The sequence below is a fragment of the Providencia sp. PROV182 genome, assembly GCF_028480325.1.
Classification (GTDB): Bacteria; Pseudomonadota; Gammaproteobacteria; order Enterobacterales; family Enterobacteriaceae; genus Providencia; species Providencia hangzhouensis.
The window spans coordinates 40,870-67,744 of record NZ_JAMPOL010000028.1; the positions used below are offsets into that span (position 1 = coordinate 40,870).

The 26,875-nt window shown below is 40.5% G+C and carries 25 protein-coding genes; 17 read left to right on the forward strand and 8 right to left on the reverse strand.

Annotation, left to right across the window (positions count from 1 at the left end):
• Nucleotides 1-551: 551 nt before the first annotated feature.
• The 3 genes from PR834_RS18605 to rlmM are packed head-to-tail and all read left to right on the forward strand — an operon-like array spanning nt 552 to nt 3,012.
• Entirely contained in the window at nt 552-1,493 is a 942-nt protein-coding gene (locus PR834_RS18605) for a transcriptional regulator GcvA (RefSeq protein ID WP_004257564.1), read from the forward strand.
• 27 nt (nt 1,494-1,520) lie between these two features.
• Nucleotides 1,521-1,916: a DUF423 domain-containing protein gene (locus PR834_RS18610; RefSeq protein WP_004908716.1), complete on the forward strand. Its 396-nt coding sequence runs from the start codon at nt 1,521-1,523 to the stop codon at nt 1,914-1,916.
• Complete coding sequence (gene rlmM / locus PR834_RS18615) at nt 1,909-3,012, forward strand: 23S rRNA (cytidine(2498)-2'-O)-methyltransferase RlmM (protein WP_004257556.1); 1,104 nt, start codon at nt 1,909-1,911, stop codon at nt 3,010-3,012. Before PR834_RS18610 ends, rlmM begins: the two co-directional genes overlap by 8 nt.
• A 59-nt stretch (nt 3,013-3,071) precedes the next feature.
• Here rlmM and xni read toward each other — a convergent pair whose 3' ends face one another.
• From xni to queF, 3 genes are all read right to left on the reverse strand, one after another.
• Entirely contained in the window at nt 3,072-3,827 is a 756-nt protein-coding gene (xni, locus tag PR834_RS18620) for a flap endonuclease Xni (protein ID WP_110591281.1), read from the reverse strand.
• Between the two features lie 18 nt (nt 3,828-3,845).
• Complete coding sequence (gene ppnN / locus PR834_RS18625) at nt 3,846-5,213, reverse strand: nucleotide 5'-monophosphate nucleosidase PpnN (RefSeq protein ID WP_036957994.1); 1,368 nt, start codon at nt 5,211-5,213, stop codon at nt 3,846-3,848.
• A gap of 85 nt (nt 5,214-5,298) precedes the next feature.
• Nucleotides 5,299-6,144, reverse strand: a complete 846-nt coding sequence (queF, locus tag PR834_RS18630; protein WP_094961131.1) for an NADPH-dependent 7-cyano-7-deazaguanine reductase QueF — start codon at nt 6,142-6,144, stop codon at nt 5,299-5,301.
• Nucleotides 6,145-6,289: 145 nt separating this feature from the next.
• Between queF and syd the strand changes: the two genes are divergently transcribed.
• Nucleotides 6,290-6,850 (forward strand): SecY-interacting protein, encoded by a 561-nt coding sequence (gene syd / locus PR834_RS18635; RefSeq protein ID WP_004257535.1) that lies wholly within the window; start codon nt 6,290-6,292, stop codon nt 6,848-6,850.
• A gap of 467 nt (nt 6,851-7,317) precedes the next feature.
• On the opposite strand, the gene PR834_RS18640 is transcribed toward syd, so the two are convergent.
• Complete coding sequence (locus PR834_RS18640; RefSeq protein WP_004257530.1) at nt 7,318-8,214, reverse strand: DUF535 family protein; 897 nt, start codon at nt 8,212-8,214, stop codon at nt 7,318-7,320.
• 255 nt (nt 8,215-8,469) lie between these two features.
• Between PR834_RS18640 and PR834_RS18645 the strand changes: the two genes are divergently transcribed.
• Genes PR834_RS18645 through PR834_RS18655 form a run of 3 tightly spaced genes read left to right on the forward strand, consistent with a single transcriptional unit; the run spans nt 8,470 to nt 10,045 of the window.
• A complete protein-coding gene (locus tag PR834_RS18645) occupies nt 8,470-8,805 on the forward strand; it encodes a YqcC family protein (RefSeq protein WP_004257526.1) in 336 nt (111 codons plus the stop codon).
• 7 nt (nt 8,806-8,812) lie between these two features.
• Complete coding sequence (truC, locus tag PR834_RS18650; protein WP_272525363.1) at nt 8,813-9,571, forward strand: tRNA pseudouridine(65) synthase TruC; 759 nt, start codon at nt 8,813-8,815, stop codon at nt 9,569-9,571.
• A 21-nt stretch (nt 9,572-9,592) separates the two neighbouring features.
• The gene (locus PR834_RS18655; RefSeq protein ID WP_004257522.1) at nt 9,593-10,045 is read left to right on the forward strand and encodes a flavodoxin; all 453 of its coding nucleotides are present in this window, start codon (nt 9,593-9,595) and stop codon (nt 10,043-10,045) included.
• A gap of 83 nt (nt 10,046-10,128) precedes the next feature.
• On the opposite strand, the gene PR834_RS18660 is transcribed toward PR834_RS18655, so the two are convergent.
• From PR834_RS18660 to map, 4 genes are all read right to left on the reverse strand, one after another.
• Nucleotides 10,129-10,509, reverse strand: a complete 381-nt coding sequence (locus PR834_RS18660) for a DUF3461 family protein (protein WP_004908747.1) — start codon at nt 10,507-10,509, stop codon at nt 10,129-10,131.
• Between the two features lie 419 nt (nt 10,510-10,928).
• Nucleotides 10,929-11,756: a 2,3,4,5-tetrahydropyridine-2,6-dicarboxylate N-succinyltransferase gene (gene dapD / locus PR834_RS18665; RefSeq protein WP_004257518.1), complete on the reverse strand. Its 828-nt coding sequence runs from the start codon at nt 11,754-11,756 to the stop codon at nt 10,929-10,931.
• 63 nt (nt 11,757-11,819) lie between these two features.
• The gene (glnD, locus tag PR834_RS18670) at nt 11,820-14,456 is read right to left on the reverse strand and encodes a bifunctional uridylyltransferase/uridylyl-removing protein GlnD (RefSeq protein ID WP_196725196.1); all 2,637 of its coding nucleotides are present in this window, start codon (nt 14,454-14,456) and stop codon (nt 11,820-11,822) included.
• Nucleotides 14,457-14,565: 109 nt separating this feature from the next.
• Nucleotides 14,566-15,363, reverse strand: coding sequence for a type I methionyl aminopeptidase (gene map / locus PR834_RS18675; protein ID WP_036957992.1), 798 nt, complete (start codon nt 15,361-15,363; stop codon nt 14,566-14,568).
• 652 nt (nt 15,364-16,015) lie between these two features.
• Between map and rpsB the strand changes: the two genes are divergently transcribed.
• The 10 genes from rpsB (at nt 16,016) to skp (ending at nt 26,875) form a co-directional block, all read left to right on the forward strand.
• Nucleotides 16,016-16,741: a 30S ribosomal protein S2 gene (rpsB, locus tag PR834_RS18680; RefSeq protein WP_004257504.1), complete on the forward strand. Its 726-nt coding sequence runs from the start codon at nt 16,016-16,018 to the stop codon at nt 16,739-16,741.
• 142 nt (nt 16,742-16,883) lie between these two features.
• Nucleotides 16,884-17,735: a translation elongation factor Ts gene (gene tsf / locus PR834_RS18685; RefSeq protein WP_004908761.1), complete on the forward strand. Its 852-nt coding sequence runs from the start codon at nt 16,884-16,886 to the stop codon at nt 17,733-17,735.
• Between the two features lie 191 nt (nt 17,736-17,926).
• Nucleotides 17,927-18,655, forward strand: coding sequence for a UMP kinase (pyrH, locus tag PR834_RS18690; RefSeq protein WP_004257499.1), 729 nt, complete (start codon nt 17,927-17,929; stop codon nt 18,653-18,655).
• Between the two features lie 107 nt (nt 18,656-18,762).
• Nucleotides 18,763-19,320 carry a ribosome recycling factor gene (gene frr, locus PR834_RS18695; protein WP_004257496.1) on the forward strand — a complete coding sequence of 186 codons (558 nt, stop codon included), beginning with the start codon at nt 18,763-18,765 and terminating at the stop codon, nt 19,318-19,320.
• 147 nt (nt 19,321-19,467) lie between these two features.
• Entirely contained in the window at nt 19,468-20,661 is a 1,194-nt protein-coding gene (gene ispC / locus PR834_RS18700) for a 1-deoxy-D-xylulose-5-phosphate reductoisomerase (RefSeq protein WP_004257491.1), read from the forward strand.
• A 186-nt stretch (nt 20,662-20,847) separates the two neighbouring features.
• Entirely contained in the window at nt 20,848-21,603 is a 756-nt protein-coding gene (gene uppS / locus PR834_RS18705; RefSeq protein ID WP_004257489.1) for a polyprenyl diphosphate synthase, read from the forward strand.
• Between the two features lie 9 nt (nt 21,604-21,612).
• Nucleotides 21,613-22,473: a phosphatidate cytidylyltransferase gene (gene cdsA, locus PR834_RS18710; RefSeq protein WP_094961137.1), complete on the forward strand. Its 861-nt coding sequence runs from the start codon at nt 21,613-21,615 to the stop codon at nt 22,471-22,473.
• 8 nt (nt 22,474-22,481) lie between these two features.
• Nucleotides 22,482-23,834, forward strand: coding sequence for a sigma E protease regulator RseP (gene rseP / locus PR834_RS18715; protein WP_004257481.1), 1,353 nt, complete (start codon nt 22,482-22,484; stop codon nt 23,832-23,834).
• Between the two features lie 42 nt (nt 23,835-23,876).
• Nucleotides 23,877-26,291 carry an outer membrane protein assembly factor BamA gene (gene bamA, locus PR834_RS18720; RefSeq protein WP_004257462.1) on the forward strand — a complete coding sequence of 805 codons (2,415 nt, stop codon included), beginning with the start codon at nt 23,877-23,879 and terminating at the stop codon, nt 26,289-26,291.
• 89 nt (nt 26,292-26,380) lie between these two features.
• Nucleotides 26,381-26,875 (forward strand): molecular chaperone Skp, encoded by a 495-nt coding sequence (skp, locus tag PR834_RS18725; protein ID WP_036957991.1) that lies wholly within the window; start codon nt 26,381-26,383, stop codon nt 26,873-26,875.

Genomic DNA, 26,875 nt, shown 5'->3' on the forward strand with positions numbered 1-26,875 from the left:
TACGTTTGGTATTAATTGTTAGCAATTCTTCTAGATGTGGTTTCAAGATGATTCAGTGTTTTGCGTTGCAATGCAATGCCTTTTGTTTATAAATTTATTTTTTTAAGTACTTAGTAAATAATTTTCAAGATTTATCTTAAATATCTTACTGAAAGTTTTTTCGGTACACTTACAATTATCTATAGTTATTTGTATTTATTAAGTTAAATTGCTTAAGTAAATACCGAAATAGCATTAAAAAAAGAGTAAAAAAAAGCACCGCGCGTTGGCGGTGCACTATATAAAATCACTATGGACAGACAGGGTAAATGTACAGGAAGTGAAAAAACAGTAGCTAAAGCTACAAAGGTCTGGTTCAACCAGACAACTTGCAAACACAACATCACAACCACAAAGCCAAAAGTTTCAAAGTAACTAAACTCTGTAACTTTTCGTTCCGGCTTAGGAAGTGTGCATACTATAGGTATTTACTAGCGTATCCTCAAGGGACAAATTATAATGCTTCGGATGAAAAAAACTAATGCATAACAAGATGCCAAGTAGAAGTGATTATGTCTAAAAGATTACCGCCCCTAAATGCACTGAGAGTCTTTGATGCTGCTGCTCGTCATTTAAGTTTTACTAAGGCAGCAGAAGAATTATTTGTAACTCAAGCAGCCGTTAGCCACCAAATGAAAAGTTTGGAAGATTTCCTTGGGCTGAAATTATTCCGTCGGCGCAACCGATCATTGTTATTGACAGAAGAAGGTCAAAGTTATTACCTTGATATTAAAGAGATTTTCTCTTCTTTAAACGAGGCGACGCGTAAGTTGCAAGCCAGAAGTGCAAAAGGGGCATTAACGGTTAGTTTATCCCCAAGTTTTGCGATTCAGTGGCTGGTGCCAAGGCTTTCAGGCTTTAACCAGGCCTATCCAGGAATTGATGTGCGGATCCAAGCTGTAGATAGAGAAGAAGATAAATTGGCAGATGACGTTGATGTCGCTATTTTCTACGGTAAAGGTAATTGGCCAGGGCTAAGAACAGATAGGCTTTATGCTGAATATTTAATGCCGGTATGTTCACCATCTTTATTAACTGGAGATAGCCAACTAAAAATTCCTGAAGATTTAGCAAAACATACGTTACTTCACGATTCTTCACGAAGAGACTGGCAAGCATATGTTAAGCAACTAGAGTTACAAAATGTCGTTAATGTACAGCAAGGTCCCATTTTTAGTCATAGTGCGATGGTTATTCAAGCTGCTGTTCATGGTCAGGGAGTTGCACTGACGAATAATGTTATGGCTAAAAATGAAATTGACGCAGGGCGCTTAGTTTGTCCCTTTAGTGAGGTGTTAGTTAGTAAAAATGCATTCTACTTAGTTTGCCAAGAAAATCAGGCAGATTTAGGCAAAATAGCTGCATTTCGCCAATGGATTCTTGGGCAGGCGGCAAGTGAACAAGAGAAATTAGGTTTTATTACGGGTGACCAAGATGTGGCGCTTATTCAGTAATCAAGTATTTAAATAAAAGGTGTTACTGTGAATAGTCGTTTGATGTTAATTTTTGCAGGAATTAGTGGCTTCTTTACTGTTGCTTTTGGAGCTATTGGTTCACATGCGTTATCGTCAATTATGAGTGTCCATCAAATGGACTGGATTGAAATAGGGCTACGTTATCAAATGTTGCATACTGTTGCACTAATGGTGCTAGGGGCAATTTTATTACGTAAAATAATTCTGTGGTTCTATTGGTCAGGTGTGTTTTTCTCTGTTGGGATACTTCTTTTTAGCGGTAGCCTTTATTGTATGGCACTATTGCAGGTAAAATACTTCTCTTATTTTACGCCAATAGGTGGTGTATGTTTCCTAATTGGTTGGCTGTTAGTGGTTATTGGCGCTATGCGTCTAAGGAAATCGGCGTCACGCAATGAGTAATAAAATTGCACTATATTGCCGTCCAGGCTTTGAAAAAGAATGTGCAGCAGAAATTACAGATAAAGCAGGGCAAAAAGAAATTTATGGTTTTGCCCGCGTAAAAGAAAACAGTGGTTATGTTATTTTTGAGTGCTACCAAGCAGAAGATGCGGACAAACTCGCACGAACGTTGCCTTTTCGAGAATTAATTTTTGCTCGTCAAATGATTGTAATAGGGGATTTACTTAAGGATTTACCGCCTGAAGACCGTATTACCCCGATTGTAAATGCATTGAGTCAGCAAGTTGTGCGGGCAGGAGATCTCCGTGTTGAAGTTGCTGATACCAATGAATCGAAAGAACTCTTGAAGTTTTGCCGCAAGTTTACGGTACCTTTGCGTAATGCATTACGTAAAGAAAAAATCTTATTGCCACTCGAAAACTTTAAGCGGCCCGTTATTCATGTATTCTTTATTGCCCCTGGTTGCTGCTATACCGGGTATTCGTATACCAATAATAGTTCAAATTTCTATATGGGGATCCCAAGGTTAAAATTCCCATCAGATGCACCGAGCCGTTCAACCTTAAAACTTGAGGAAGCTTTCCACGTCTTCATTCCTTATGAAGAATGGGAAGAACGTCTAGCTAGTGGGATGAAAGCTGTCGATCTTGGAGCATGCCCAGGGGGATGGACTTATCAATTAGTGAAACGCAGTATGATGGTGGATGCTGTAGATAATGGCCCAATGGCGGAAAGCCTTATGGATACAGGGCAAGTTAAGCATCACCGTGAAGATGGTTTTAAATTTAAGCCTACTTCCCATAATATTACTTGGTTAGTCTGCGATATGGTTGAAAAACCAGCTAAAGTTGCTGCGCTAATGACTGATTGGCTTGCTCAAGGTTGGTGCCGAGAGGCCATTTTTAACTTAAAATTGCCGATGAAAAAGCGCTATGAAGAAGTTTCACATATCTTAGAAAAGATGAAAACACAGCTTAAAGAGCAAGGTGTTAATGTGTTGATTCAAGCTAAACAGCTTTATCATGACCGCGAAGAAGTAACTGTACATGTGATGAGGATATGGTCGGCAAATCCAATGGCACGTGAGTATTATTAATTTATAGAATCAGTTAATAAAAAAGCCACTTCATCATTAAGTGGCTTTTCTGTTTTCTATTAGTTGGGTGCATAACGCAACTGATTCAGATTCCCTCGTATCGGGATATCGGTTCTTAAAGTCGCAATATCTCGGCAAATCAATGCAATTTCCTGCTGATTGATGAGCTTTTTCTGCCATTTCTCTTCAAGGTTATCTAAATTGGCAAATATATTTTCAATAGAGTGATATTGTTGCAATAGTGTCGTGGCACTTTTAGGACCAATCCCTGCAACACCGGGAACTTTACTACTACTGATCCCTGCAAGCCCCCAATAATCAGGAAGTTGATTAGGAGAAACGCCAAATTCCTTTTCGATAAAAGGGATATCTAGCCAGCGCTTTTGAAAATAATCGCGAATTCTTAAGTTAGGGGAAAGTAGTTGGCAGTAACCTTTGTCTGTGGATACGATGGTAACTGTGTGCCCCGATCCCGCAATGCGTGTTGCTAAGGTAGCGGCTAAATCATCGGCTTCATCCCCTTCAGACTGCCAGCAGTGAACCCCTTTTTCTTTAAATAAGGCTATTAAGGTGGGGAGTTCAGCATGCAGATCTTCAGGCATAGGTTGTCGCCCCGCTTTATAATCGGGGAGTTTTTCATGGCGCCAGCTTTGGTGACGTCCTTCTTCATCAAACACTGCAACAATGTGCGTGGCATCAGTATGGGCGATCAACTGCGATATTGCAGATAAACAAGTTTCTCCACACGGGCTTCCTTGCACCGCGTGGATACGGCGTATTAAGTTTAATGCATCAATAATTAATAAGTGGATCATAAATACGCCAACATTTACTTATTTCACGATTTCATAGCAAGGTTCGTATGCCGTGCCACCCGGTAATTTCATACGATGTTGCTCAACGAAGCCTTGTAATAACACATCCATACGCTTCATTAGCTCACTATCGCCGTGAATTTTGAATGGCCCATGTTTTTCGATGGCTTTCATACCAAATTCCTTCACGTTACCAGCCACAATACCGGAGAAAGCGCGGCGTAAATCTGAAGCCAGTTTCTCAGGTGCTTGCCCTGGGTGGAGGTTCAGTGATGCCATATTTTCATGCGTTGGTTCGAATGGATGTTGTAAATCGTGAGCAATTTTAATTGACCAGTTGAAGCTATAGGCATCACCTGTGCTACGGCGATTTTCTTTAACTTGTGGCATGCTGCGTTTCATTACACGAGCGACTTCTTGAGCATCATCAATAATAATTTGGTAATGCTTACTGGCTTCATCACCTAAAGTGTGTCGAATAAAGTCGTCTAATACTTCAAAGTATTCCGCACTTTCTTTTGGGCCCGTTAAAATCAGTGGTAGAACTTGTTCACTGTTGGCTGGGTCCATTAAAATACCCAATAAATACAGTAACTCTTCGGCGGTACCGACACCTCCTGGGAAAATAATAATCCCATGACCTAATCGAACGAATGCCTCTAAACGTTTTTCGATATCAGGCATAATGATGAGTTCGTTCACTAATGGGTTTGGTGGCTCAGCGGCGATAATTGAAGGCTCAGTTAAGCCGATAAAACGGCTATTTTTGTATTGTTGTTGTGCATGGCCAACTGCTGCACCTTTCATCGGTGCTTCCATAGCACCCGGGCCACAGCCTGTACAGATATTTAGCTCACGCAACCCAAGCTCATTACCTACCTTACGGCCATATTGGTACTCAATTTCATTAATTGAGTGGCCGCCCCAGCAAACAATCATACTCGGGTCTTCATCGATATGCAGGGCACGGGCATTACGCAAGATAGAGAAAATCATATTGGTAATATGTGTGCCATTTTCGAGGTCTAAATTAAATTGTTCTTTGGCATGCGTAATTTGCGCATGGACGAATAGAATGTCACGCAATACGGCAAATAGGTTTGCTTGTAAGGTGCGAATAATTTTACCATCAACAAAAGCTTTTTCTGGTGGGTCGATAAGTTCAAGCTTAACGCCACGCTCACGGCGTAATACATTGATATCAAAATCTTTACTTTTTTCTAATAGCTCTTTACTGCTATCAGTTAAGCTGCCTGAATGCAAAACGGCTAAAGAACAATTTCGAAATAATTGGTACAAATCGCTACTGGCCGTGCGTTTTAGCATATCAACTTCAAGTTGAGAGAGTAGATCCATAGATCCTAATGGACTGATATGAGTAATCAAGTAGTACTCCTTTACCCCATGGGTTCTTGATATGTGAATTGTACTGCAAATGTATTAATTACACTTACTTTTCAACTATATATACTTATTGTCGTGATAAACGACCTAGTTCTGGCGTAAATTCTTCATTACTACGCCATGGGTTTATATCAAGCCCTCCACGGCGAGTATAGCGTGCATAAACACTTAATTTTTCAGGTTTACACAATTGCATAATATCAGTGAAAATGCGTTCAACGCATTGTTCGTGAAACTCATTATGATGGCGAAATGAGACCAAGTAGCGTAATAAGGCTTCACGATCAATTTTGGGTCCACAATAGTGGATCTGCACAGAGCCCCAGTCAGGTTGGTTGGTAATTAAACAGTTTGATTTTAATAAATGGCTCACTAACGTTTCGTCAACAACTTGTTGTTGGGTGCTATTCGCCAAATAATCTCGATTAAACTCATAATTATCAATATCAATCTCTTGTTCATCAATACATTCGCCAAGTAATGGCTGGATAGGTTGATGAGCAAAGTGCTCTAATTTATGAAGTGTAACGCTTACTTGGCCATTAGCACAGCGGCTTAAATCATTTTGCAAAGCGCTTCGCACATTTTCCCAAGTTTCAAAACGTGTTTGGTTAAAACTATTTAGGTAAAGCTTAAAGCTCTTAGATTCAATTAAGTTTTCGCTATTTGCATCAACACTAATCGAGCCTATTGCTACTTGGGGAACACCGCGCTGATTTAGCCATGAAAGCTCATACATTGTCCAAATGTCAGCACCGTGAAATGGAAGTGCTTTAGCGTGAATGGCTAAAGGGTCACGATTTAAGCTACGAGGGACAGCTTGTAATAATGTGGCATCATACTGATCATGATAATCCGTTTTCTTTCCAAGAGTTAAATTATTAAGTGCGGGATTATTCTGGTAGTGTGACATATAGGTCCTTATACTTCATAAACTGAAAATGAGGCTAATAGGTAAAATTGGGATATTTTCTTCGTCTGTGAACTTCTGTCATAATACCATTTATCGACAACATTGACGCCTTTCTCTTTAAATTGACGACAAAAAACACATAATTATGAATACTTCACATTCTGCCGCACTACATAATTTTACTCAGAAATATGTTTCACAATGGCACCAACAAACGGGGTTACCTCCCGCCTCAACAGACTTATATGGTATTCCATCGCCATGTATTGTCCGCACAGGTGAAAACTGGGTTTACTGGGAACCTCAACCATTTCCAATAAAGGATGCGAGCTTAGATAAAGTTGCGACAGCATTGGAGATTAATTTACAAGGTGATATTCATGCTTTTTATACTGCACAGCTTGCTGGCGATATGAAAGCCACATTTCGTGATATTACGCTGAGTTTAGTACAGGTGTGGAATGAAGATGATTTCATCCGTTTGCAAGAAAATTTAATTGGTCATTTAGTGACTCAAAAGCGTTTAAAACTATCACCCACGCTATTCATTGCAACGTTGGAATCAGAGATTGAAATGATATCAATGTGCAATCTCACGGGGGAAATTATATTAGAAAAATTTGGTAGTCAGGAAAGGCGTGTACTTTCTTCGAATTTAACAAGTTTTCTCGATGAGCTAGTGGTTGTTGTTGAGCCTCAGGGGTAAGTGTTTTTAAGCGGGTTTGTGTAAGTAAATGCCTACAATTAAGCTAAGTAATTTCTTAAAAAATGTTCTTTATATTGTAATGATAATTATTTAACTTTTAATTTCATGGCGTTACTATCTGGTTTGTACTTTTTGCGTATTTTTACCGTGTTATTGTTTATTTTGCTAGGTTGTTTCATTAATAGATTTAATGCATTCTTATCGCGCTGGACAGGGTAAACTCGTTTAGCTTTTTATACCTTCATGTGAGGTGTAAAAATTGTTTAAAACAAGGCGATGGAACGCGATTAGGTGATAAATCTATAAATTTGTTTTAATCAACAGGATGTTGAATGACGGGAAGTCATTAGCAGGATGCGTAAATTTTAAAATATGAGCCAGTCAGCTTCGGTTGACTGGCTTTTTTAGTTAATACCTATTGTAGCGGGGTGATTTAAAAAAATTAAAGGTACTTTAATTTATTTAAATCAATGTTCTAATCTAATTGAATTTTTAGTTAGCGAAGCAATAATATCTTGGGTCATGGAATCGCGTAGCGCTTCTCGGCGGCGAAATTCAGCACGACGCTGGCTTTTCACTGACTCTATATCTCGTACAGGTTCTTGAATAGGTAATTGGAACCAACCATCAGGTGTTTTCGTGGCACCGCATTCTTGCCAAAACGTATCATAGCTTGATTTCAAATGCTGGCTCTTAATATGACATTGGTTTGAAATTCCTAATATTGATTTTACATCAAAGAAGGCTGCTACTGCATAAACCGCTGACATTAATAAATTTTTGGGCCTCATACCGTGCATTTGCTTAGTTATCAACCTAACTTGATCGACACTTTGTTCAGTGGAAGGGCCTTGCAAAGAGCACACGTACAATTGTCCTTCTGGGCCGAAGGAAAAACTCATTAAATAAATATCGTCACCGGTCTCATTTCTCAAGTGTAAAGTGAGGTCGCCTTCTCGAGGGTATTGAGAGTAAATCAATGTTAATTGAGCGAACTCTCCTGATTTTAATTCAATGTTTGCCACGAGAAGCCCTTCTCGCTTAGCAGAAAACATAGCTTCAATAGCTTCGGGCTTGAATGTACTTTCAATTAAATTGAGCGTGTAGCTGGCGGTTGATAGTTTTTGTTTTCCGCTCCAGCTTTTATGTAGATACTTATTTATAGGGCGTTCGATAAAATGAGGAACGCCTTCAATAACTGAAGAAAATTGCGCACTACGGTAGTTTTGGCACATAACTTGATAATGCTGATATTGTGACGAAGGCAGCTTTGAAATGCGTATTTTTCTTTTTAATTCAATATAGTTAGAGTTTAAAGCTTTCCAGACTTTATTTTCCTTGCGCCACTGTTTTAGTCGTCCCATAGATAAACCATTTTGTTGTTAATTATTCTGTAAGTACTAAATTGATAAAACATTTAATCTTACATGTGCTATCTGCAACAAAATATAAACGAATCTTATTAAATGAATTGTTCGATTAATAGCTACGATAATAATTATTATCGATATGCAAAATAAATAAACTTGTATTTGCTGAGGCTTAACCCCATGTATCCGACAGAATTATGATAGAAAATACCGTATATTTGCTGCAGCCATCACTAAATGAGTTTAAGTATGAATATTGAACAACGTATTATTGAGAAACTTCGTCACTTAGAAGAGGAAATGAAATTAAAATCTCTTTGGAATGAACAGCCACCTTCACCCGAGGCTTTTAACAGTGTAGAGCCTTTTTGTATTGATACGATGGAGGCTATAGAGTGGCTGCAGTGGATTTTAATACCTCGTCTACAAATGTTAATTGAACAAGGGGCTACGCTGCCAACTAATTTTGCGGTCGCTCCTTATTTTGAAGAAGCGTATAAGCATGATGAAGAAGAACAATACACGCTACTTATCAATTATTTGCGTGAGTTAGATGGTTTTTTCTCCACTAAGACCTGCGGGTAATTTATTGATGCTGGAAATTATTTATCACGATGAATATATGGTAGCGGTTAATAAGCCTGCTGGTATGTTAGTGCATCGCAGTTGGCTGGACAGTAAAGAAACCGTATTTGTGATGCAGACACTACGTGACCAAATTGGCCAGTATGTTTACCCCATTCATCGCCTCGATAAGCCGACATCAGGTATATTACTATTTGCGTTATCGAGCGACGTCGCAAGGCTGTTATCGGCTCAATTTGAAAACCATCAGTTAGAAAAAGTGTATCACGCTGTTGTTCGCGGTTATTTAACCGAAGAGCAAACCATCGATTACCCGCTATTAGAAGAGTTAGATAAAATTGCGGATAAACATGCATCACGTGAACCTGTTTTACAGGAATGCGTTACCCACTGTAAACCGATAGCGACGGTTGAATGCGCTATTGCGATTGGGCGATATGAAACATCAAGATTTAGTTTAGTTGAGTTAAAACCTGAAACTGGCCGTAAACATCAATTGAGAAGGCATATGTCTCATCTTCGTCACCCTATTATTGGTGATAGCAAGCATGGAGACTTACGCCAAAACCGAGGGGTGAATACGCATTTTTCAGTGTCTCGCCTGATGTTACATGCCAGCTTATTAAATTTAAATCACCCAATAACAAAAGAAAATATATCGTTAGTGGCCGCGTGGGATACACAATGGTTATCATTAATTGAGCAATTTGGATGGTCAGATACAGTTGCAAAATTAGGGATAAACGTTATTAACTCATCAAGTTAACTATGAAATAGAGGGAATGTTATGTCAAAAATAGGCATTTTTGTTGGAACTGTCTATGGTAACTCTTTAGCTGTTGCGGAAACAGCACAAGAAATTTTAGAGCAGCAAGGGCATGAAGTGGTTGTTTTTGATGAGCCCACCTTGAGCGATTGGCAACTTTATAATTCAGGTAATGAAATTGCACTTATTGTGACTTCGTCTACAGGGCAAGGGGATATACCTGACACCATCGCTCCGTTATATAGTGAAATCAAAGATGTTGTCGGTTATCAACCTGATTTACGTTACGGAATAATTGCTTTAGGTGATAGCAGTTATGAAAGTTTTTGTGGCGCAGGTATTCGTTTCGATGAACTGTTAGCTGAACAATCAGCGACCCGTATTGGCGATATTTTATTTATTGATGCAATTGAGGTGGATGTTCCTGAGGAGTTTGCTAAGCCTTGGGTTGAAGCATGGGCGGAGCTGCTTTAAATGTCTGCACCGTAGTATTACCTATATTAATGATAAATATTGGCAGTGCTACGGCGCAGTAAATTAATCATTTCACCTGTAAATTATTTACGGGTCAATTTTTCTAGATCTGCTTCAATTTCTGCGATCTTATTTGAAACCACATGTTCAAGATGGCGTAAGTCATCGAGAATTTTGTGTTTTAAATCAATGTCAGTTTGATCTGTTTGGCAAATTTGATCTAGTTCTTCAATGGCGTAACGTAGGTTAGTGTTAATTTCATTAATTTCTTTGAAATTATTATTACCATCCGCAATAGTTTTACGCTGGCGTGGGTATTTAAATTTTACGCTTTTAGCGAAAAACTCCCCTTTATCTTTGCGAAAATAAATTTTTAAAATGTCATTATTCGCTTCTTGGCGTAAGGTGTAGCGGTCAATATCTTGAGGGTTACTGATGCCTAAACTTTTCAAATTATCGTACATGTTAGCTCGCTTTACTGTAGAGACAGAGTCGGTGAACAAAGTGATAGTGTGAGCAGGCCGTAACAATATCGGTCTATTTCTCGTTAATAAGCTATCTATCCCATTCGTTTGGGTGATAGATATAATGATGTTATTACACAAACAGCATCATTATAATGAAAAATAAAATAATACAGTTTTATTAGAGGTAAACGGCAAAAGCCACGGACATATTATGCGCGATTTGTAGAAATTGACAAACTTCTCTTTGCAATTAATGCGCTAATATTAAAAGGTAACACTGATATGGCCACCCGAGTTGCATACGGGGGTATGCGATTCGGGATAGCTTTAGTTTTTTAACCTAATTACAGTGGCTCACTATAAAAGTTTATTATAAAAACCAGTAACAGGTTTGGCGTGAGATTTTAGGCGTTTAATTACTCATCAATCGTTCTTAATAATTCATTAATACCCACTTTACCGCGAGTTTTCTCATCAACTTTTTTTACAATGACGGCGCAATACAGGCTGTATCGACCATCTTTAGATGGCAAATTACCTGAAACAACTACGGAGCCAGCAGGAACTCGGCCGTAATGAATTTCACCTGTTTCACGGTCATAGATTTTGGTGCTTTGCCCCAGATAAACACCCATTGAAATGACGGAACCCTCTTCAACAATCACCCCTTCGACCACTTCAGAACGAGCACCAATAAAGCAGTTGTCTTCAATAATTGTTGGGTTAGCTTGCAATGGCTCTAATACGCCACCGATCCCTACACCACCAGATAAATGCACGTTTTTACCTATCTGTGCACATGAACCAACGGTTGCCCATGTATCTACCATTGTGCCTTCATCGACGTAAGCACCAATATTGACATATGACGGCATTAATACGCTATTTTTAGCGATATAAGCGCCTTTACGAACAGCGGCAGGAGGAACAACTCGGAAGCCTTCTTTTTCGAAGCGAGCTTGGTCATAATCCGCAAATTTCATTGGAACTTTATCGAAATAACGGCTTTCTGCACCGTCAATCACTTGGTTATCTTGAATGCGAAATGATAACAAAACAGCTTTTTTCAGCCATTGATGGGTAACCCAAACACCGGCAATTTTCTCAGCTACACGTAGTTCTCCGCTATCGAGTAATGCAATGGTATCTAACACGGCTTGTTTTACTGAGTTTGATACCGTATTTGGTGTGATACTGGCTCGCTCTTCGAACGCTTGTTCAATGATCGCTTGTAAATGCTGCATTGATTGTATTTTCCTCTTGAATGTTATAAAAAGTGAACGTTCACCATAAAAATGTGATGGACGCTATATTTTATCCTTCGATTTTAGGGCCTCTGTCAACCTTTCTGATAACTCTTGTTGCATATTTTTAGTCAACGCTTTGTGTTCCTTATCAGCTAAAACAAAGAAATCTTCCACTTTTTCGCCAATTGTCGTGATGCGTGCGCCATATAGAGAAATTTCCATTTGAGCAAAAATATGACCGATGCGAGCCAATAAACCTGGTTGATCTAAGGCGAACAGTTCCATATAGGTGCGACGGTCGTTGGTGGAATGTAGAAAATTGACTTTTGTTGGCACGGTAAAGTGACGTAATTTTGACGGCAGAGTACGTGGCTTAGGCAGTGATATTTCTGGTTGCTGAACGGCTAATAACAACATTTTTCGGATGTGGTCGTATCTGTCTTTGGACAGAGGACTACCGTTAGGCTCAAGAACGACGAAGGTATCCATGGCCATATTGTCTTTGTTAGTAAAAATTTGAGCACTGTGAATGCTTAAATTTCGCCGATCCAATTCGCTGGCGACAGCGGCAAATAAATGGGGTTTATCATGGCACCAAATAAAAATTTCTGTTCCGCCATGTTTAGGTTGTGTGCTGATTAATACCAAAGGCTGGCTCAAGTCGTGGGCTAGTAAGTGCTTAGCATGCCATGCTAATTGGGATGGCGTATGACGTAAAAAATAATCGGCATGGCAGCGGGACCATAACCCCTGCAGTTTTTCTTCATCAATTGATGATTGGCGTAGTAATGATAAAGCTTGATAACGATGATGACGAATGCGTTCGCGTAAGTCAGGGGTGCTCTGCATGCCTTGATTTAATTGATGCTCTGTAGATAAAAAAAGTTCACGAATTAAACTTTGTTTCCAGCTATTCCACAGTGTGCTATTTGTCGCGCAAATGTCTGCAACCGTTAAACACATCAAGTAGTTAAGCCGTGAAACAGTTTTAACTTCCCCTGCAAATTGTTTAATAACATCGGGGTCTTGAATATCACGCCGTTGAGCTGTCACCGACATCAATAAGTGGTTTTTAACCAACCATGAAGCTAATTCAGCTTCTTTGACAGAAAAATCATGCAGTAAGGCAAAATCATAAACAAAATCAGAGCCAAGGTCGGAATGATCTCCTGATCGGCCTTTAGCTATATCGTGAAAAATGGCAGCTAATCGTAAAAGTTCAGGTTGCAATAATTTGGGATAAACACTGACACACAGTGGATGGTCACGACGATTTTCTTCTAACGTAAAGCTATCAATTTTTTGCAGTACACGAATAGTGTGTTCATCAACGGTATATGCATGAAATAGGTCGAACTGCATTTGACCAACGATATTGCTCCAGAGTGGGGTATAAGCGCTCAGTACACTATGAAGGTGCATTGGGACAAATGCACCTTTGATGGCGCGAGGGTGGCGTAGAATTTTGATAAACAGTTTTCGGGCTTCAGGGATTTCACATAATGGCACTGAAAGGTTGCGCCGCGCATAACGTAGTTGCCGTAAAGTAGTGGAATAGATCCCTGTAATATTTGGGTAGCGAGCCATTTGGTAAAACATTTTTAAAATAGCGGCTGGCTGCTTGATAAATAACTCTTCATCAATAACGTCAATCAATGATCCACGTAATTGGAATAGAGAATCAATAGGACGGGGCTTTTCGTTGGGGTTAAGCGTTAAAATAGCTTCATCAAATAACTGCAATAGCATTTGATTGAGTTCCCGAACACGGCGAGTGACGCGATAGAAATCTTTCATCATTAGTTCAACGGGTTGGTTTTTTTCGCCTTCATAACTCAGTAACCGAGCCACACTAAACTGGCGGTCAAATAGCAGGCGATTATCATGACGTTTCACCACTAAATGGAGCGCAAAGCGAATTTTCCATAAAAATATTAGGCACTCTTTGAGTTCTTGGCGCTCTTCTTCAGTGAGAAAACCAAAACCTACCATTTCATCGACGGTGGTTGCACCAAAATGACGCCGCCCGACCCATAGTAAGGTATGGATATCCCGTAATCCCCCAGGGCTACTTTTAATATCGGGTTCTAAATTATAGCTAGTGCTATGGTAGCGTTGATGGCGTTCTTGTTGTTCTTCAATTTTTGCAGCAAAAAAGACCGCGGAAGGCCAAAAATCATCGCTAAAAATAGTTTTTTGTAATTGTAAAAACAGGGCGACATCACCACAAATTAACCGTGATTCAATGAGATTAGTTGCGGTGGTTAGGTCTGCATTTCCGGCTTCAATGCATTCAGCGAGGGAACGGACGCTGTGGCCGATATCAAACCGCAAATCCCATAATAGAGTGATAAATTGCCCAATTTCGTTAGCGATGTGTTCTGGAAGCGGTTTTTTACTTAAAACTAAAATATCAATGTCAGAAAGTGGATGTAGTTCATGGCGCCCGTAACCCCCAACGGCGATTAGTGACATATCAGGCTGCTTATCAAATTGAAAGGATTGCCATAATCGAGTGAGTAACGCATCAAGGTAATCACTTCGCAAGTGAATAAGGTCGACAACATCTTTACCTTGGTTGAAAGCCTCTTCCAGCCACTGATCGAAATCATCGACATGTTGTCTTAATAAATTAAGTTCAAGGTCATGAGTACTAAATTGATTAGGGGGGAGGTAGGAAGCTGAATTTACAGTCATCTTTATCTTTCCGTATTGATAGCAATAGGGGGTTAGCTACCAGCTTACGGTTTTTTGATAAAAATGAACAGAGGAAGAGCCTTCGGTTAGGAAGGCTCAATGGAGCAGATTATTCGTTAACTAATACTGCAGAGATAAACGGCTCTTCTTCTTTACGTAGAGTGAGGATTTCACAGCCGTTATCCGTCACAACTAACGTGTGTTCATATTGTGCAGACCAACCGCGGTCTTTGGTTTTAACTGTCCAGCCATCTTTCATGGTGCGAATACGGTGATCGCCTGTATTGACCATAGGCTCAATGGTAAAAGTCATCCCTTTTTGTAGAACCACGCCACTGTCGTCAGCATCATAGTGCAGAACTTGTGGTTCTTCATGGAAACCTTGGCCAATGCCGTGGCCGCAATATTCACGCACAACTGAGAAATCTTGTTTTTCGACAAACTCTTGAATGGCTTTACCTAAAGTACGTAAGCGAATACCCGGTTTAACCATTCGGATTGCTAAATATAAGCTGTCTAGTGTGACTTGGCAAAGGCGCTCACCTTGAATGGTTGGTTTACCAACAATAAACATTTTGGAGGTATCGCCATGGAAACCATCTTTAATAACGGTGACGTCAATATTAACAATATCGCCATCTTTTAAGATTTTATCATCACTAGGAATGCCGTGGCAGATGACATCATTGACAGAAATACAAACAGATTTAGGAAAACCGTGATAATTCAGGCACGCAGGGATAGCTTGCTGTACGTCAACAATATGTTGATGACATAGGCGATCTAATTCACCCGTACTAACTCCCGGCACAACGTGCGGAGCAATCATTTCTAACACTTCTGCTGCTAAGCGGCCAGCAACACGCATTTTCTGAATATCTTCTTCAGTTTTGATAATAATAGCCATGAATTTAGTCCATTCATGCCAACATTGAATTTGATGGCATGTTAAAAAAGAGGGGGAAAATAGGTAGCCCATTTTACATCGATGAGATATATGGTAACAGCCACCGCATTTTCTGCCAACTAGCTATCGAGCGGACTCGAAAGTCGAAGTCACTTTATAGTAGATAAGGAAAGGAGTGGAGCTTGTTCATTTTGAGCTTTTAACAGCACAAAATGCAAAAAAATAGTAACGAAGACCATCTAGAAGGTATTGCAAAAATAAGGCTTTTTTATCTTACCGAATAGCGTCTATAATTGACCTGAGTAATGGTTAAATATTGCTCAGGTCAATGGCTTTAAATCAAAACCACTTTTAGGCATTTTTGTGAGCGAAAAAAGCAACAAAAGTTGGCTTCTAGGTTGGTTTTATGGTATAAAGCGCGCCGGCAATCCATTTATTTCTTATCACCATCATCGAAATGTCATTTTATGGCATCAAGATAAAGTCGTTGATAAAATATTGGATGTGCGAAACTTAAAACTCAATTGTGTAATAACACACACAAATCGACACGTGCACCGGGGTGCTCTTATGCGTTTTAACGCAGCTTTGGAGTCGGTAGCATGGGATTTGTGGAGGCATAACCCCAATTACTTAAATACAGAGGTATTAAATGGCAACTGTTTCCATGCGCGATATGTTACAAGCAGGCGTACACTTTGGTCACCAGACTCGTTACTGGAACCCAAAAATGAAACCTTTCATTTTCGGTGCGCGTAACAAAGTTCATATCATCAACCTGGAAAAAACTGTTCCAATGTTCAACGAAGCTCTGGCTGAGTTGACTAAAATTGCTTCTCGTAAAGGCAAAATTCTGTTTGTCGGTACTAAACGTGCTGCAAGCGAAGCCGTTCAAGAAGCTGCTAACAGCTGTGATCAGTATTTCGTTAACCACCGCTGGTTAGGCGGAATGTTGACTAACTGGAAAACCGTTCGTCAGTCAATCAAACGTCTGAAAGATTTAGAAGTTCAATCACAAGACGGTACTTTCGACAAACTGACTAAGAAAGAAGCGCTGATGCGTACTCGTGAACTTGGTAAGTTAGAAAACAGCTTAGGCGGTATCAAAGATATGGGCGGTTTACCTGACGCTCTGTTCGTTATCGATGCAGACCACGAACACATTGCTATTAAAGAAGCAAACAACCTGGGTATCCCAGTATTTGCTATCGTTGATACTAACTCTGATCCAGACGGTATCGACTTCGTTATCCCTGGTAACGATGATGCAATCCGTGCAATCAAACTGTATCTGGGCGCTGTAGCAAGCACCGTTCGTGAAGGTCGTTCACAAGATCTGGCTGTTCAAGCAGAAGAAAGCTTAGTAGAAGCTGAGTAATAAGGCCCAAACCCTTATTTAGGTATTGCTATACAGGTACTGCTATATGTTAGAAGGGGCCTGATTTAGGCCCCTTTTATATATGAATCAGAACTATCCACGTGGGGAAGACTCCCACGGGGAATATCGAGGAATAAATCACATGTCTGGAATTACCGCTGCATTGGTAAAAGAACTGCGCGAACGTACTGGCGCAGGTATGATGGAATGTAAAAAAGCACTCGTTGAAGCTAATGGCGACATCGAATTAGCGATTGATAACATGCGTAAATCAGGTCAAGCAAAAGCGGCTAAAAAAGCAGGTCGCGTTGCAGCTGAAGGTGTTATCCTGACTGAAGTTTTCAACGGTGGTAAAACAGGTGCTCTGGTTGAGCTGAACTGTGAAACTGACTTCGTTGCTAAAGACGCAGGCTTCTTAGCATTCGGTAAAGAAGTTTTGGCTTCTGTTGTTGCTGACAAAAATGCTGACATCGATGCGCTGAAAGCAAAATTCGAAGAAGCTCGTACAACATTAGTTGCGAAAATTGGTGAAAACATCAATATTCGTCGTGTTGCTATCCTGGAAGGCGCACAAGTAGGTAGCTACCTGCACGGTGCTCGTATTGGTGTTTTAGTTGCGGCTGAAGGCGCTGACGAAGAATTACTGAAACACATCGCTATGCATATCGCTGCAAGCAAACCTGAATATGTGACTCCAGATGATGTTCCTGCTGATGTTGTTGCTCATGAGCACCAAATCCAGTTAGACATCGCAATGCAATCTGGCAAACCACGCGAAATCGCTGAAAAAATGGTTATCGGTCGCATGAACAAATTCACTGGCGAAATCTCTCTGACTGGCCAGCCTTTCGTAATGGACCCAAGCAAATCTGTTGGTGACTTACTGAAAGAGAAAGGTGCTACTGTTTCTGGTTTCCTTCGTTTCGAAGTAGGTGAAGGTATCGAGAAAGTTGAAACTGACTTTGCAGCAGAAGTTGCTGCAATGAGCAAGTAATCAACTAAGGGCCGCCAATTGGCGGCTCTGTTTTATATACGTATATTCCCTGCGGTGTTAGCGTCATAGGCATTGCGCTAGAATTCTTGTGTATAAAAAAATTATATTTAAACTAATTCAAAATTTAGGTACGTAGAACACTGTAATTCTACGTGTGTTACCCCAATAAATATCTGTTAGGACAGAACACCATGGCAACCAATGCAAAACCCGTTTATCAGCGTATTCTGCTTAAATTAAGTGGCGAAGCCTTACAAGGGGCAGAAGGTTTTGGTATCGATGCTAGCGTTTTAGATCGTATGGCTCAGGAAATTAAAGAACTCATAGAACTGGGTATACAGGTCGGTGTGGTTATTGGCGGTGGTAACCTGTTTCGTGGTGCTGGTTTGGCACAAGCTGGAATGAACCGTGTTGTCGGAGACCACATGGGGATGCTAGCAACTGTGATGAACGGACTCGCAATGCGTGATGCATTACATCGCGCCTATGTGAATGCAAGACTGATGTCTGCGATCCCACTTAACGGTGTCTGTGATAACTATAGCTGGGCAGAGGCCATTAGCTTGTTACGTCACGGCCGTGTTGTTATTTTTTCTGCAGGAACAGGCAACCCATTCTTTACAACAGACTCCGCTGCATGCCTACGTGGTATTGAAATTGAAGCGGATGTCGTGTTAAAAGCGACAAAAGTTGATGGTGTGTATTCAGCAGACCCTGCTAAAGACCCAGACGCAGTCCTTTATGAAAATCTGAGTTACCAAGAGGTTTTGGAACGTGAACTTAAAGTGATGGATTTAGCGGCATTCACATTAGCACGTGACCATAACTTACCGATTCGCGTATTCAATATGAATAAACCGGGCGCTTTACGTCGCGTTGTTATGGGCGAAAATGAAGGAACTCTGATTTCTCACAATTAATACTCAGAGACATGACCTGAGTTTAAATGTATTATCTAATATAAATTCAGACAATTTAAGCGAGGTCGCATGCGGCCTTTAATAACCAGTTCTTAAGGGTTGAAAACGTGATTAACGAAATCCAAAAAGATGCTCAAGACCGTATGGAAAAGAGCCTTGAAGCATTCAAAAGCCAAATTAGTAAAGTTCGCACAGGCCGTGCATCTCCAAGCCTATTAGACGGTATCACTGTTGAGTACTATGGTTCAGCGACACCTTTGCGCCAATTAGCTAACGTCACTGTTGAAGATTCACGCACATTAGCTATTTCTGTTTTTGACCGTAGCATGTCACCTGCGATTGAAAAAGCAATCATGGCATCTGATTTAGGCTTAAACCCATCATCAGCGGGTACTGTTATCCGTGTTCCACTTCCTCCATTAACGGAAGAGCGTCGTAAAGACTTAATTAAAGTGGTTCGTGGTGATGCAGAGCAAGGCCGTATCGCAGTCCGTAACGTTCGCCGTGATGCTAACGACAAAGTGAAAGCATTACTGAAAGATAAAGAAATCAGTGAAGATGACGAGCGTCGTTCACAAGATGATATCCAAAAGCTGACTGATAGCTACATCAAAAAAGTTGATGAAGCATTAGCGCAAAAAGAAGCAGAGTTGATGGAATTTTAATCCATCATAATAATAAAGCCACCAATGCAAACTGTAAAAGTGTGCGTTAGCGTGGCTTTATTATTTTTCAAGCTTATTAAAAAATCCTTTCTAACCTCTAAGCTGATATAATCTCAGTATTGAATTAATACAGAGTACTCAATCACTATGAAATGTCTGACAATCCTAGGTTCTACAGGCTCAATTGGTACAAATACACTTTCTGTTGTTCGCCAAAATCCCGAAAAATTTCAAATCGTTGCTCTAGTGGCAGGAAAGAATGTCACTGAAATGGCGAAACAGTGCCTTGAGTTTAATCCGAAATATGCCTCAATGGCGGATGAATCGTCAGCAAAAGCGCTAAAAACTATTTTAACTGAGAATAATTGTAAAACTGAAGTTTTGTCAGGAAAACAAGCTGCAATTGACCTTGCTGGTCTGGATGATGCTGACCAAGTTATGTCAGCCATTACTGGGGTTGCCGGTTTACTTCCTACTTTAGCGGCAATACGCAAAGGTAAAAGAATATTATTAGCGAATAAAGAGTCTTTAATTACTAGTGGCCGTTTATTCTTTAATGAGATTCGTAAGCACAATGCAACAGTATTTCCTATTGATAGCGAGCACAATGCTATCTTCCAGAGTTTACCTGAAATTATTCAACTGAATTTAGGTTTTGCCGATTTATCAGCTTCCGGTATCTCAAGTATTGTTTTAACCGGATCAGGTGGGCCATTTAGGGATACACCGTTATCGCATCTTGATAATGTGACCCCTGATGAAGCATGTAACCACCCAAATTGGTCGATGGGGCGAAAAATATCAGTCGATTCAGCGACAATGATGAATAAGGGGCTAGAATATATCGAGGCTTGCTATTTTTTTAATGCGAGCGCCGAGCAAATGGAAGTGATTATCCATCCTCAATCTGTTATTCATTCCATGGTTCGGTATAAAGATGGCAGCGTGATAGCACAACTGGGCACACCTGATATGCGCACTCCAATTTCATACAGTATGGCTTATCCTCAGCGTATCATGTCTGGTGCGAAACCTCTTGATTTTGCAACACTTTCATCATTAACATTTGTTCAGCCTGACTATCAACGCTATCCTTGCTTGAAGCTTGCAATCGATGCCTGCCACCAAGGGCAAGCCGCTACGACGGCACTTAATGGAGCGAATGAAATGACAGTTGCTGCTTTTCTCGAAGGCAAAATACGCTTTACGGATATAGCAAAAATTAATCGCAATGTATTAGATAGCCAAGTTTTTTCTGAACCTGTTTCGATTGAAGAGGTCTTAGAAATCGACGAACGAGCGCGTAAAAATGCAGAAAAAATAATCGCTCAGACAATTTAACGCTGGTATGTGTTTTATTTAGTTGCTGATAGCCATAATAACTCTTTAATATGTGATGTGTTTAAAAAAAGAAAAATAACATAGTACCTCTTAGAGATTTAAGGATGTGTCTTATCAGCAAATTCAATAATAGTAGTTATTATTGGTCTGTATACTCAAAGTGGTACTCACAAGGATTAATATTTAATGAACTCTAGTGGTGAAAATCTCTCTGATTCAATGATGCCTAAGCATGTTGCTATCATTATGGATGGTAATGGTCGATGGGCTAAACAAAGAGGGAAGCTCAGAATTACAGGTCATAAGGCAGGCGTTGAATCTGTCCGTAATTCTGTGCGCTTTGCGGTAAAAAATAAAATTAGTTCGCTCACATTGTATGCTTTTAGCAGTGAAAACTGGAGAAGGCCAGAGAAAGAAGTCAGTTCTCTCATGGAACTATTTGTTTTTGCTCTTGATAATGAAGTTAAGAACCTACATAAAAACAATGTAAAACTAAAAGTCATTGGTGATATTAGTCGTTTTAGTGAACGCCTCAGAAAAAGAATTGATAAGGCAGAAGCATTAACGCAAAACAACACTGGGCTAAAACTGAATATTGCAGCGAACTATGGTGGCCGCTGGGATATTAGTAACAGTGTAAAACAAGTATTTGCAAAGGTACAAAGTGGTGAGCTTTCTATTGATGATATCAATGAAGAAAGTATCGATAACCATATTTGTATGCATGACCAAGAAAATGTCGATTTAGTCATAAGAACTGGGGGAGAGCATCGCATAAGCAACTTCCTATTATGGCAAGTCGCATATGCGGAATTTTATTTCACCAACGTTTTGTGGCCAGATTTTGATGAAATGGTGTTTCAGAGTGCAGTTGATGCTTTTAGTAAGCGTGAGCGCCGTTATGGTGGAGCTGAATCAGATGATGAACTGGGCAAAGAATAGGGGAAAGATGTGCTGAAATATCGTTTGCTTACTGCGATAATTTTAATACCGATTGTTATTGCGGCGCTGTTTTTACTTTCCCCAGCGAATTTTGGGCTTGTCGTGATTGCGGTTTGTGCTTTAGGTGCTTGGGAATGGGCACAATTTGTCGGCTGGCACTCTCAAGCTAAGCGCATAGGCTTAGCGGTTGTTTTTGCTGCAATATTACTTGCAATGCAATTTTCTATTTCCGATATAAATCAGTTCTCCTCTGAGCCTATGATTTTGTATGGTTTATGGGCTGGCCTTATTTGGTGGGGGATAGCGATTATTTTAGTTGTTACCTATCCCGCCTCCGCTTCTTGGGGCAAATCAGTTGTTATTCGCTTATTATTTGGCGTGTTAACGATTATCCCATTTTATTGTGGAATGATGGTTTTAAGAACCGTTGGTTATCAAAGCGATACATTCTTTGGAGCTTGGTGGTTATTGTATGTCATGTTGCTAGTTTGGGGGGCTGATTCAGGCGCCTATGCATTTGGTCGTACTATCGGGCGCAACAAAATGGCACCGAAGGTATCTCCTGGTAAAACATGGGAAGGCTTGGTGGGTGGCCTTATAACTGCTGGGATTATTTCATGGTTATTTAGCGCCTTTGCGCCAATCCCCGTGATGCCTGATTATTTGCTAGTGACTTCAATTATTGTTGTTGTAGTATCTGTGTTTGGTGATTTAACTGAGAGTATGTTTAAGCGCCAATCAGGTATTAAAGATAGTAGTCATTTAATTCCAGGGCATGGCGGTATCTTGGATCGTATTGATAGCCTAACAGCGGCAATCCCAGTTTTTGCTGGGCTAAATTTGTTAATTTTTAACGGTTTTGGTCTTTAGGAAGATACATGGGATTTATTTGGAGTTTAGTTGCCTTTATTATCGCAATAGGTGTGCTAATTACAGTACACGAGTTCGGCCATTACTGGGTTGCTCGCCGCTGTGGTGTTTATGTTGAGCGCTTTTCTATAGGGTTCGGCAAAACCTTATGGCGCAAAGTCGATAAGAATGGTACCGAATTTGTTTTGGCGATAATCCCCTTAGGGGGGTATGTCAAAATGCTTGATGAGCGAGTTGGTAGCGTTTCTCCTGAACGTCGCCATCAAGCGTTTAACAATAAAACTGTCGGTCAACGAGCTGCCATTATTGGTGCAGGGCCAATCGCGAACTTTTTATTAGCAATTGTTGTCTATTGGATAGTCTTTATGATTGGTGTTCCTTCTGTGAAACCTGTCATTGAAGACGTAAAGCCAGGCTCTATTGCGGCAATTGCAAATTTTGAACCAAAAATGGAACTAAAATCTATTGATGGTATCGAAACTCCTGATTGGAATTCAGTTCGTTTAGCATTGGTCGGTAAAATCGGTGACCGTGAACTGACAGCACAAGTATTACCCAGTGGTTATAATGAACCGATTACTAAAACGGTTGATTTAACCACTTGGCAGTTTGATCCAGAGAAACAAGATCCAATTTTGTCAGTAGGCATAATGCCTGTCTCTGCAAGAATTGACCCTGTTATCCAAAAAGTAACGCAAGGGTTAGCTGGTGAACGAGCCGGTTTGCAGAAAGGCGACAGAATAGTGAGTGTTAACGGGGAAGTTCTGGGCCTGTGGGATCCCGTTACACGAATTATTCGTAATAACCCGGGCGTCCCGTTAAAACTTGAAGTGCAACGGTCGCAGCAATTGATTTCACTCACGTTGACCCCTGACAGCCAAGATGGGCCGCGTGGGGAGAAAATTGGGTTTGCAGGCGTAGAACTTTCAGTGTTACCGTTAGCAGATGAATATAAGATGGTGCAACAATATGGGCCATTTTCTGCGTTTTACCAAGCCAGTGATAAGACGTGGCAGTTAATGAAGTTGACGGTCAATATGATGGGTAAACTGGTTGTTGGGGATGTCAAACTCAATAACTTAAGCGGTCCGATATCTATCGCTAAAGGTGCGGGGGTATCCGCCGAGTCAGGCTTGGTATATTATTTGATGTTTATTGCGCTTATTAGCGTCAATTTAGGTATCATCAATCTGTTTCCATTGCCTGTTTTAGATGGGGGGCACTTGCTCTTCTTATTAATTGAAAAAATTAAAGGAAGTCCGGTGTCTGAGCGAGTACAAGACTTTAGTTTTCGGATAGGTGCAATGGCATTGATTCTGTTAATGGGACTTGCACTTTTTAATGATTTCTCTCGCTTCTAATTTTTGTAAGCTGGGGACCAGTAAGGAATACGCATAACAACGATGGCGATGAAAAAGTTGCTCATAGCGTCGCTGCTTTTCGGCAGCGCCACTGCATACGGTTCAGACGGATTCGTAGTTAAAGACATTCGTTTCGAAGGTCTACAACGCGTCGCCGTTGGTGCAGCATTATTGAACATGCCAGTTAGGGTTGGCGATTCAGTTGATAACGATGATATCAGCCGTTCGATTCGTTCCCTATTTTCAACCGGTAACTTCGAAGATGTTAGGGTCCTGCGTGATGGAAACACGCTGATCGTTCAAGTTAAAGAGCGGCCAACGATTGCAAGTATCACCTTTACAGGCAATAAGTCTGTTAAAGATGATATGCTCAAGCAGAACTTGGAAGCTTCAAATATCCGCGTTGGTGAGGCACTCGACCGCACGACAATTGCAAATATCGAAAAAGGTTTAGAAGACTTTTACTATAGCGTTGGTAAATATAATGCAACAGTAAAAGCTGTTGTAACGCCTTTGCCACGTAACCGTGTGGATTTAAAATTTGTTTTCTCTGAAGGTGTTTCAGCTCAAATTCAGCAAATTAATATTGTAGGTAATAAAAATTACACTACAGCAGAATTAGTTAATAAGCTGCAATTGCGTGATGATGTTCCTTGGTGGAACCTCGCTGCTGACCAGAAATATCAGAAGCAAAAACTGGCGGGTGACTTAGAAACTCTGCGCAGTTTTTATCTTGATCGTGGTTATGCGCGTTTTAATATAGACTCCACGCAAGTCAGTCTGACCCCAGACAAAAAAGGTATTTATATTACTATTAACATTACTGAAGGCGACCAATATAAAATATCGGGTGTCGAAGTTAATGGTAATACGGCTGATCATTTAACTGAAATCCAAGAGCTTATCACTATTACACCGGGAGAATTATATAACGGTGCTCAAGTGACAAGTATGGAAAACAAAATCAAAGATATGTTTGGCCGCTATGGTTATGCATATCCTCGAGTAATGACACAACCTGAAATCAACGATGCAGATAAAACAGTTAAATTGCACTTAAATATTGATGCAGGTAACCGTTTCTATGTGCGTGAGATTCGTTTCCAAGGCAATGACACCAGTAAAGATACTGTTTTACGTCGTGAAATGCGCCAAATGGAAGGTGCATGGCTCGGAAATGATTTAGTTGAACTAGGTAAAGAACGTCTGAATCGTACAGGTTATTTCGAAACTGTTGATGTAGAGACTCAACGTGTACCTGGTAGCCCTGACCAAGTAGATGTTATCTACAAGGTTAAAGAGCGTAATACTGGTTCAATGAACTTTGGTATCGGTTTTGGTACTGAAAGTGGTGTGAGCTTCCAAGTTGGGGTTACACAAGATAACTGGTTAGGTACAGGTAACGCAGTTGGTATTAACGCAAGTAAAAATGACTACTCAACTAACGTTGAATTCTCATTTACTGACCCGTACTTCACCGTTAATGGTGTGAGCTTAGGCGGCCGTATTTTCTATAACGACTTTAGTGCGAAAGATGCGGATCTATCAGGCTATAACAACAAAACGTATGGCCTAGACAGTTTCTTAAGCTTCCCATTTAATGAAAATAACTCTTTCCGCGTCGGTGCGGGTTATGTTCATAACCGACTTTCGGATATGCGTGCTCAAGCTGCCATGTGGGATTACCTTGATTCTATGGGTAAAAATCCACCAGTTACAGAGAACGGACGTAATAAAGAAAGCTTTGATGCGGATGACTTCACACTTAACTTAGGTTGGACTTATAACTCGTTAAACCGTGGTTTCTTCCCGACATCGGGTAATAAAACGAACGTATCGGGTAAAGTGACAATTCCTGGTTCTGATAACGAATACTATAAACTACGCTTTGATACAGCGCAGTATTATCCACTGGACGAAGACGAAACTTGGGTAGTTCTGGGGCGTGCACAAGCAGGTTATGGTGATGGTATTGGCAGTAAGCAAATGCCATTCTATGAAAACTTCTATGCGGGTGGTTCAAGCACTATTCGTGGTTTCCGTTCGAATAATATCGGTCCAAAAGCGGTTTATTTGAAGAAAATTAATGGAAAAGATGGCCCAGAGCCTGGAAGCCCATCAAGTGATGCGGTCGGTGGTAATGCGATGTACGCGGCATCATTTGAGTTAATCACTCCGACTCCATTTATTGACGAAAAGTATTCGAACTCCGTTCGTACCTCTCTCTTTGTTGATGCAGGTACGGTATGGGACACTAATTGGAACAGTATTCCTGCGGCTTGGCGCGAAGGTATGCCTGACTATGGTAAGGCAAGCAATATCCGAGCTTCTGCGGGTGTGGCTTTACAATGGATGTCTCCACTTGGACCACTGGTCTTCTCTTATGCGCAGCCGATTAAGGACTACGAAGGGGATAAATCAGAACAGTTCCAATTTAATATTGGTAGAACGTGGTAATCTATTCCAGTTTCTATCTATGAAGGCTCCCATGTTTTTGTGGGAGCAACCAAAATTTCCAGCCATACGTATGGGTTAAGGAGTTTAGTGTGAAAAAATTGTTGTGTGCAGCGGGTGTGAGTATTGCTTTAGCAATGTCTGCGGGGGCTTATGCTGAGAAAATCGCTATCGTCAATGTTGGTGAAATTTTCCAAAATATGCCAGCGCGTGAAGCCGTTGCTAAACAGCTTGAAAGTGAATTCAAAAGTCGTGCGACTGAGTTACAAAATCTAGAAAAAGATTTGCAAACTCGTGTTGAAAAATTGCGTCGTGATGGTGCAACAATGAAACAAAGTGAGCGCGAAAAGCTTGAATCTGAACTCATGACTAAACGTGATCAATTCGCTGAAAAAGCTCAAAAATTTGAAGAAGACAACCGCCGTCGCCAAGGCGAAGAGCGTACTAAAATTTTAACTCGTATTCAGAACTCTATTAAGGCTGTTGCAGCTAAAGAAGGCTATGATGTCGTTATCGATGCAAATGCAGTTGCTTATGCAAAAGATAGCGTTGACATTACAAGTCAGGTTCAAAAACAGGTTAAATAA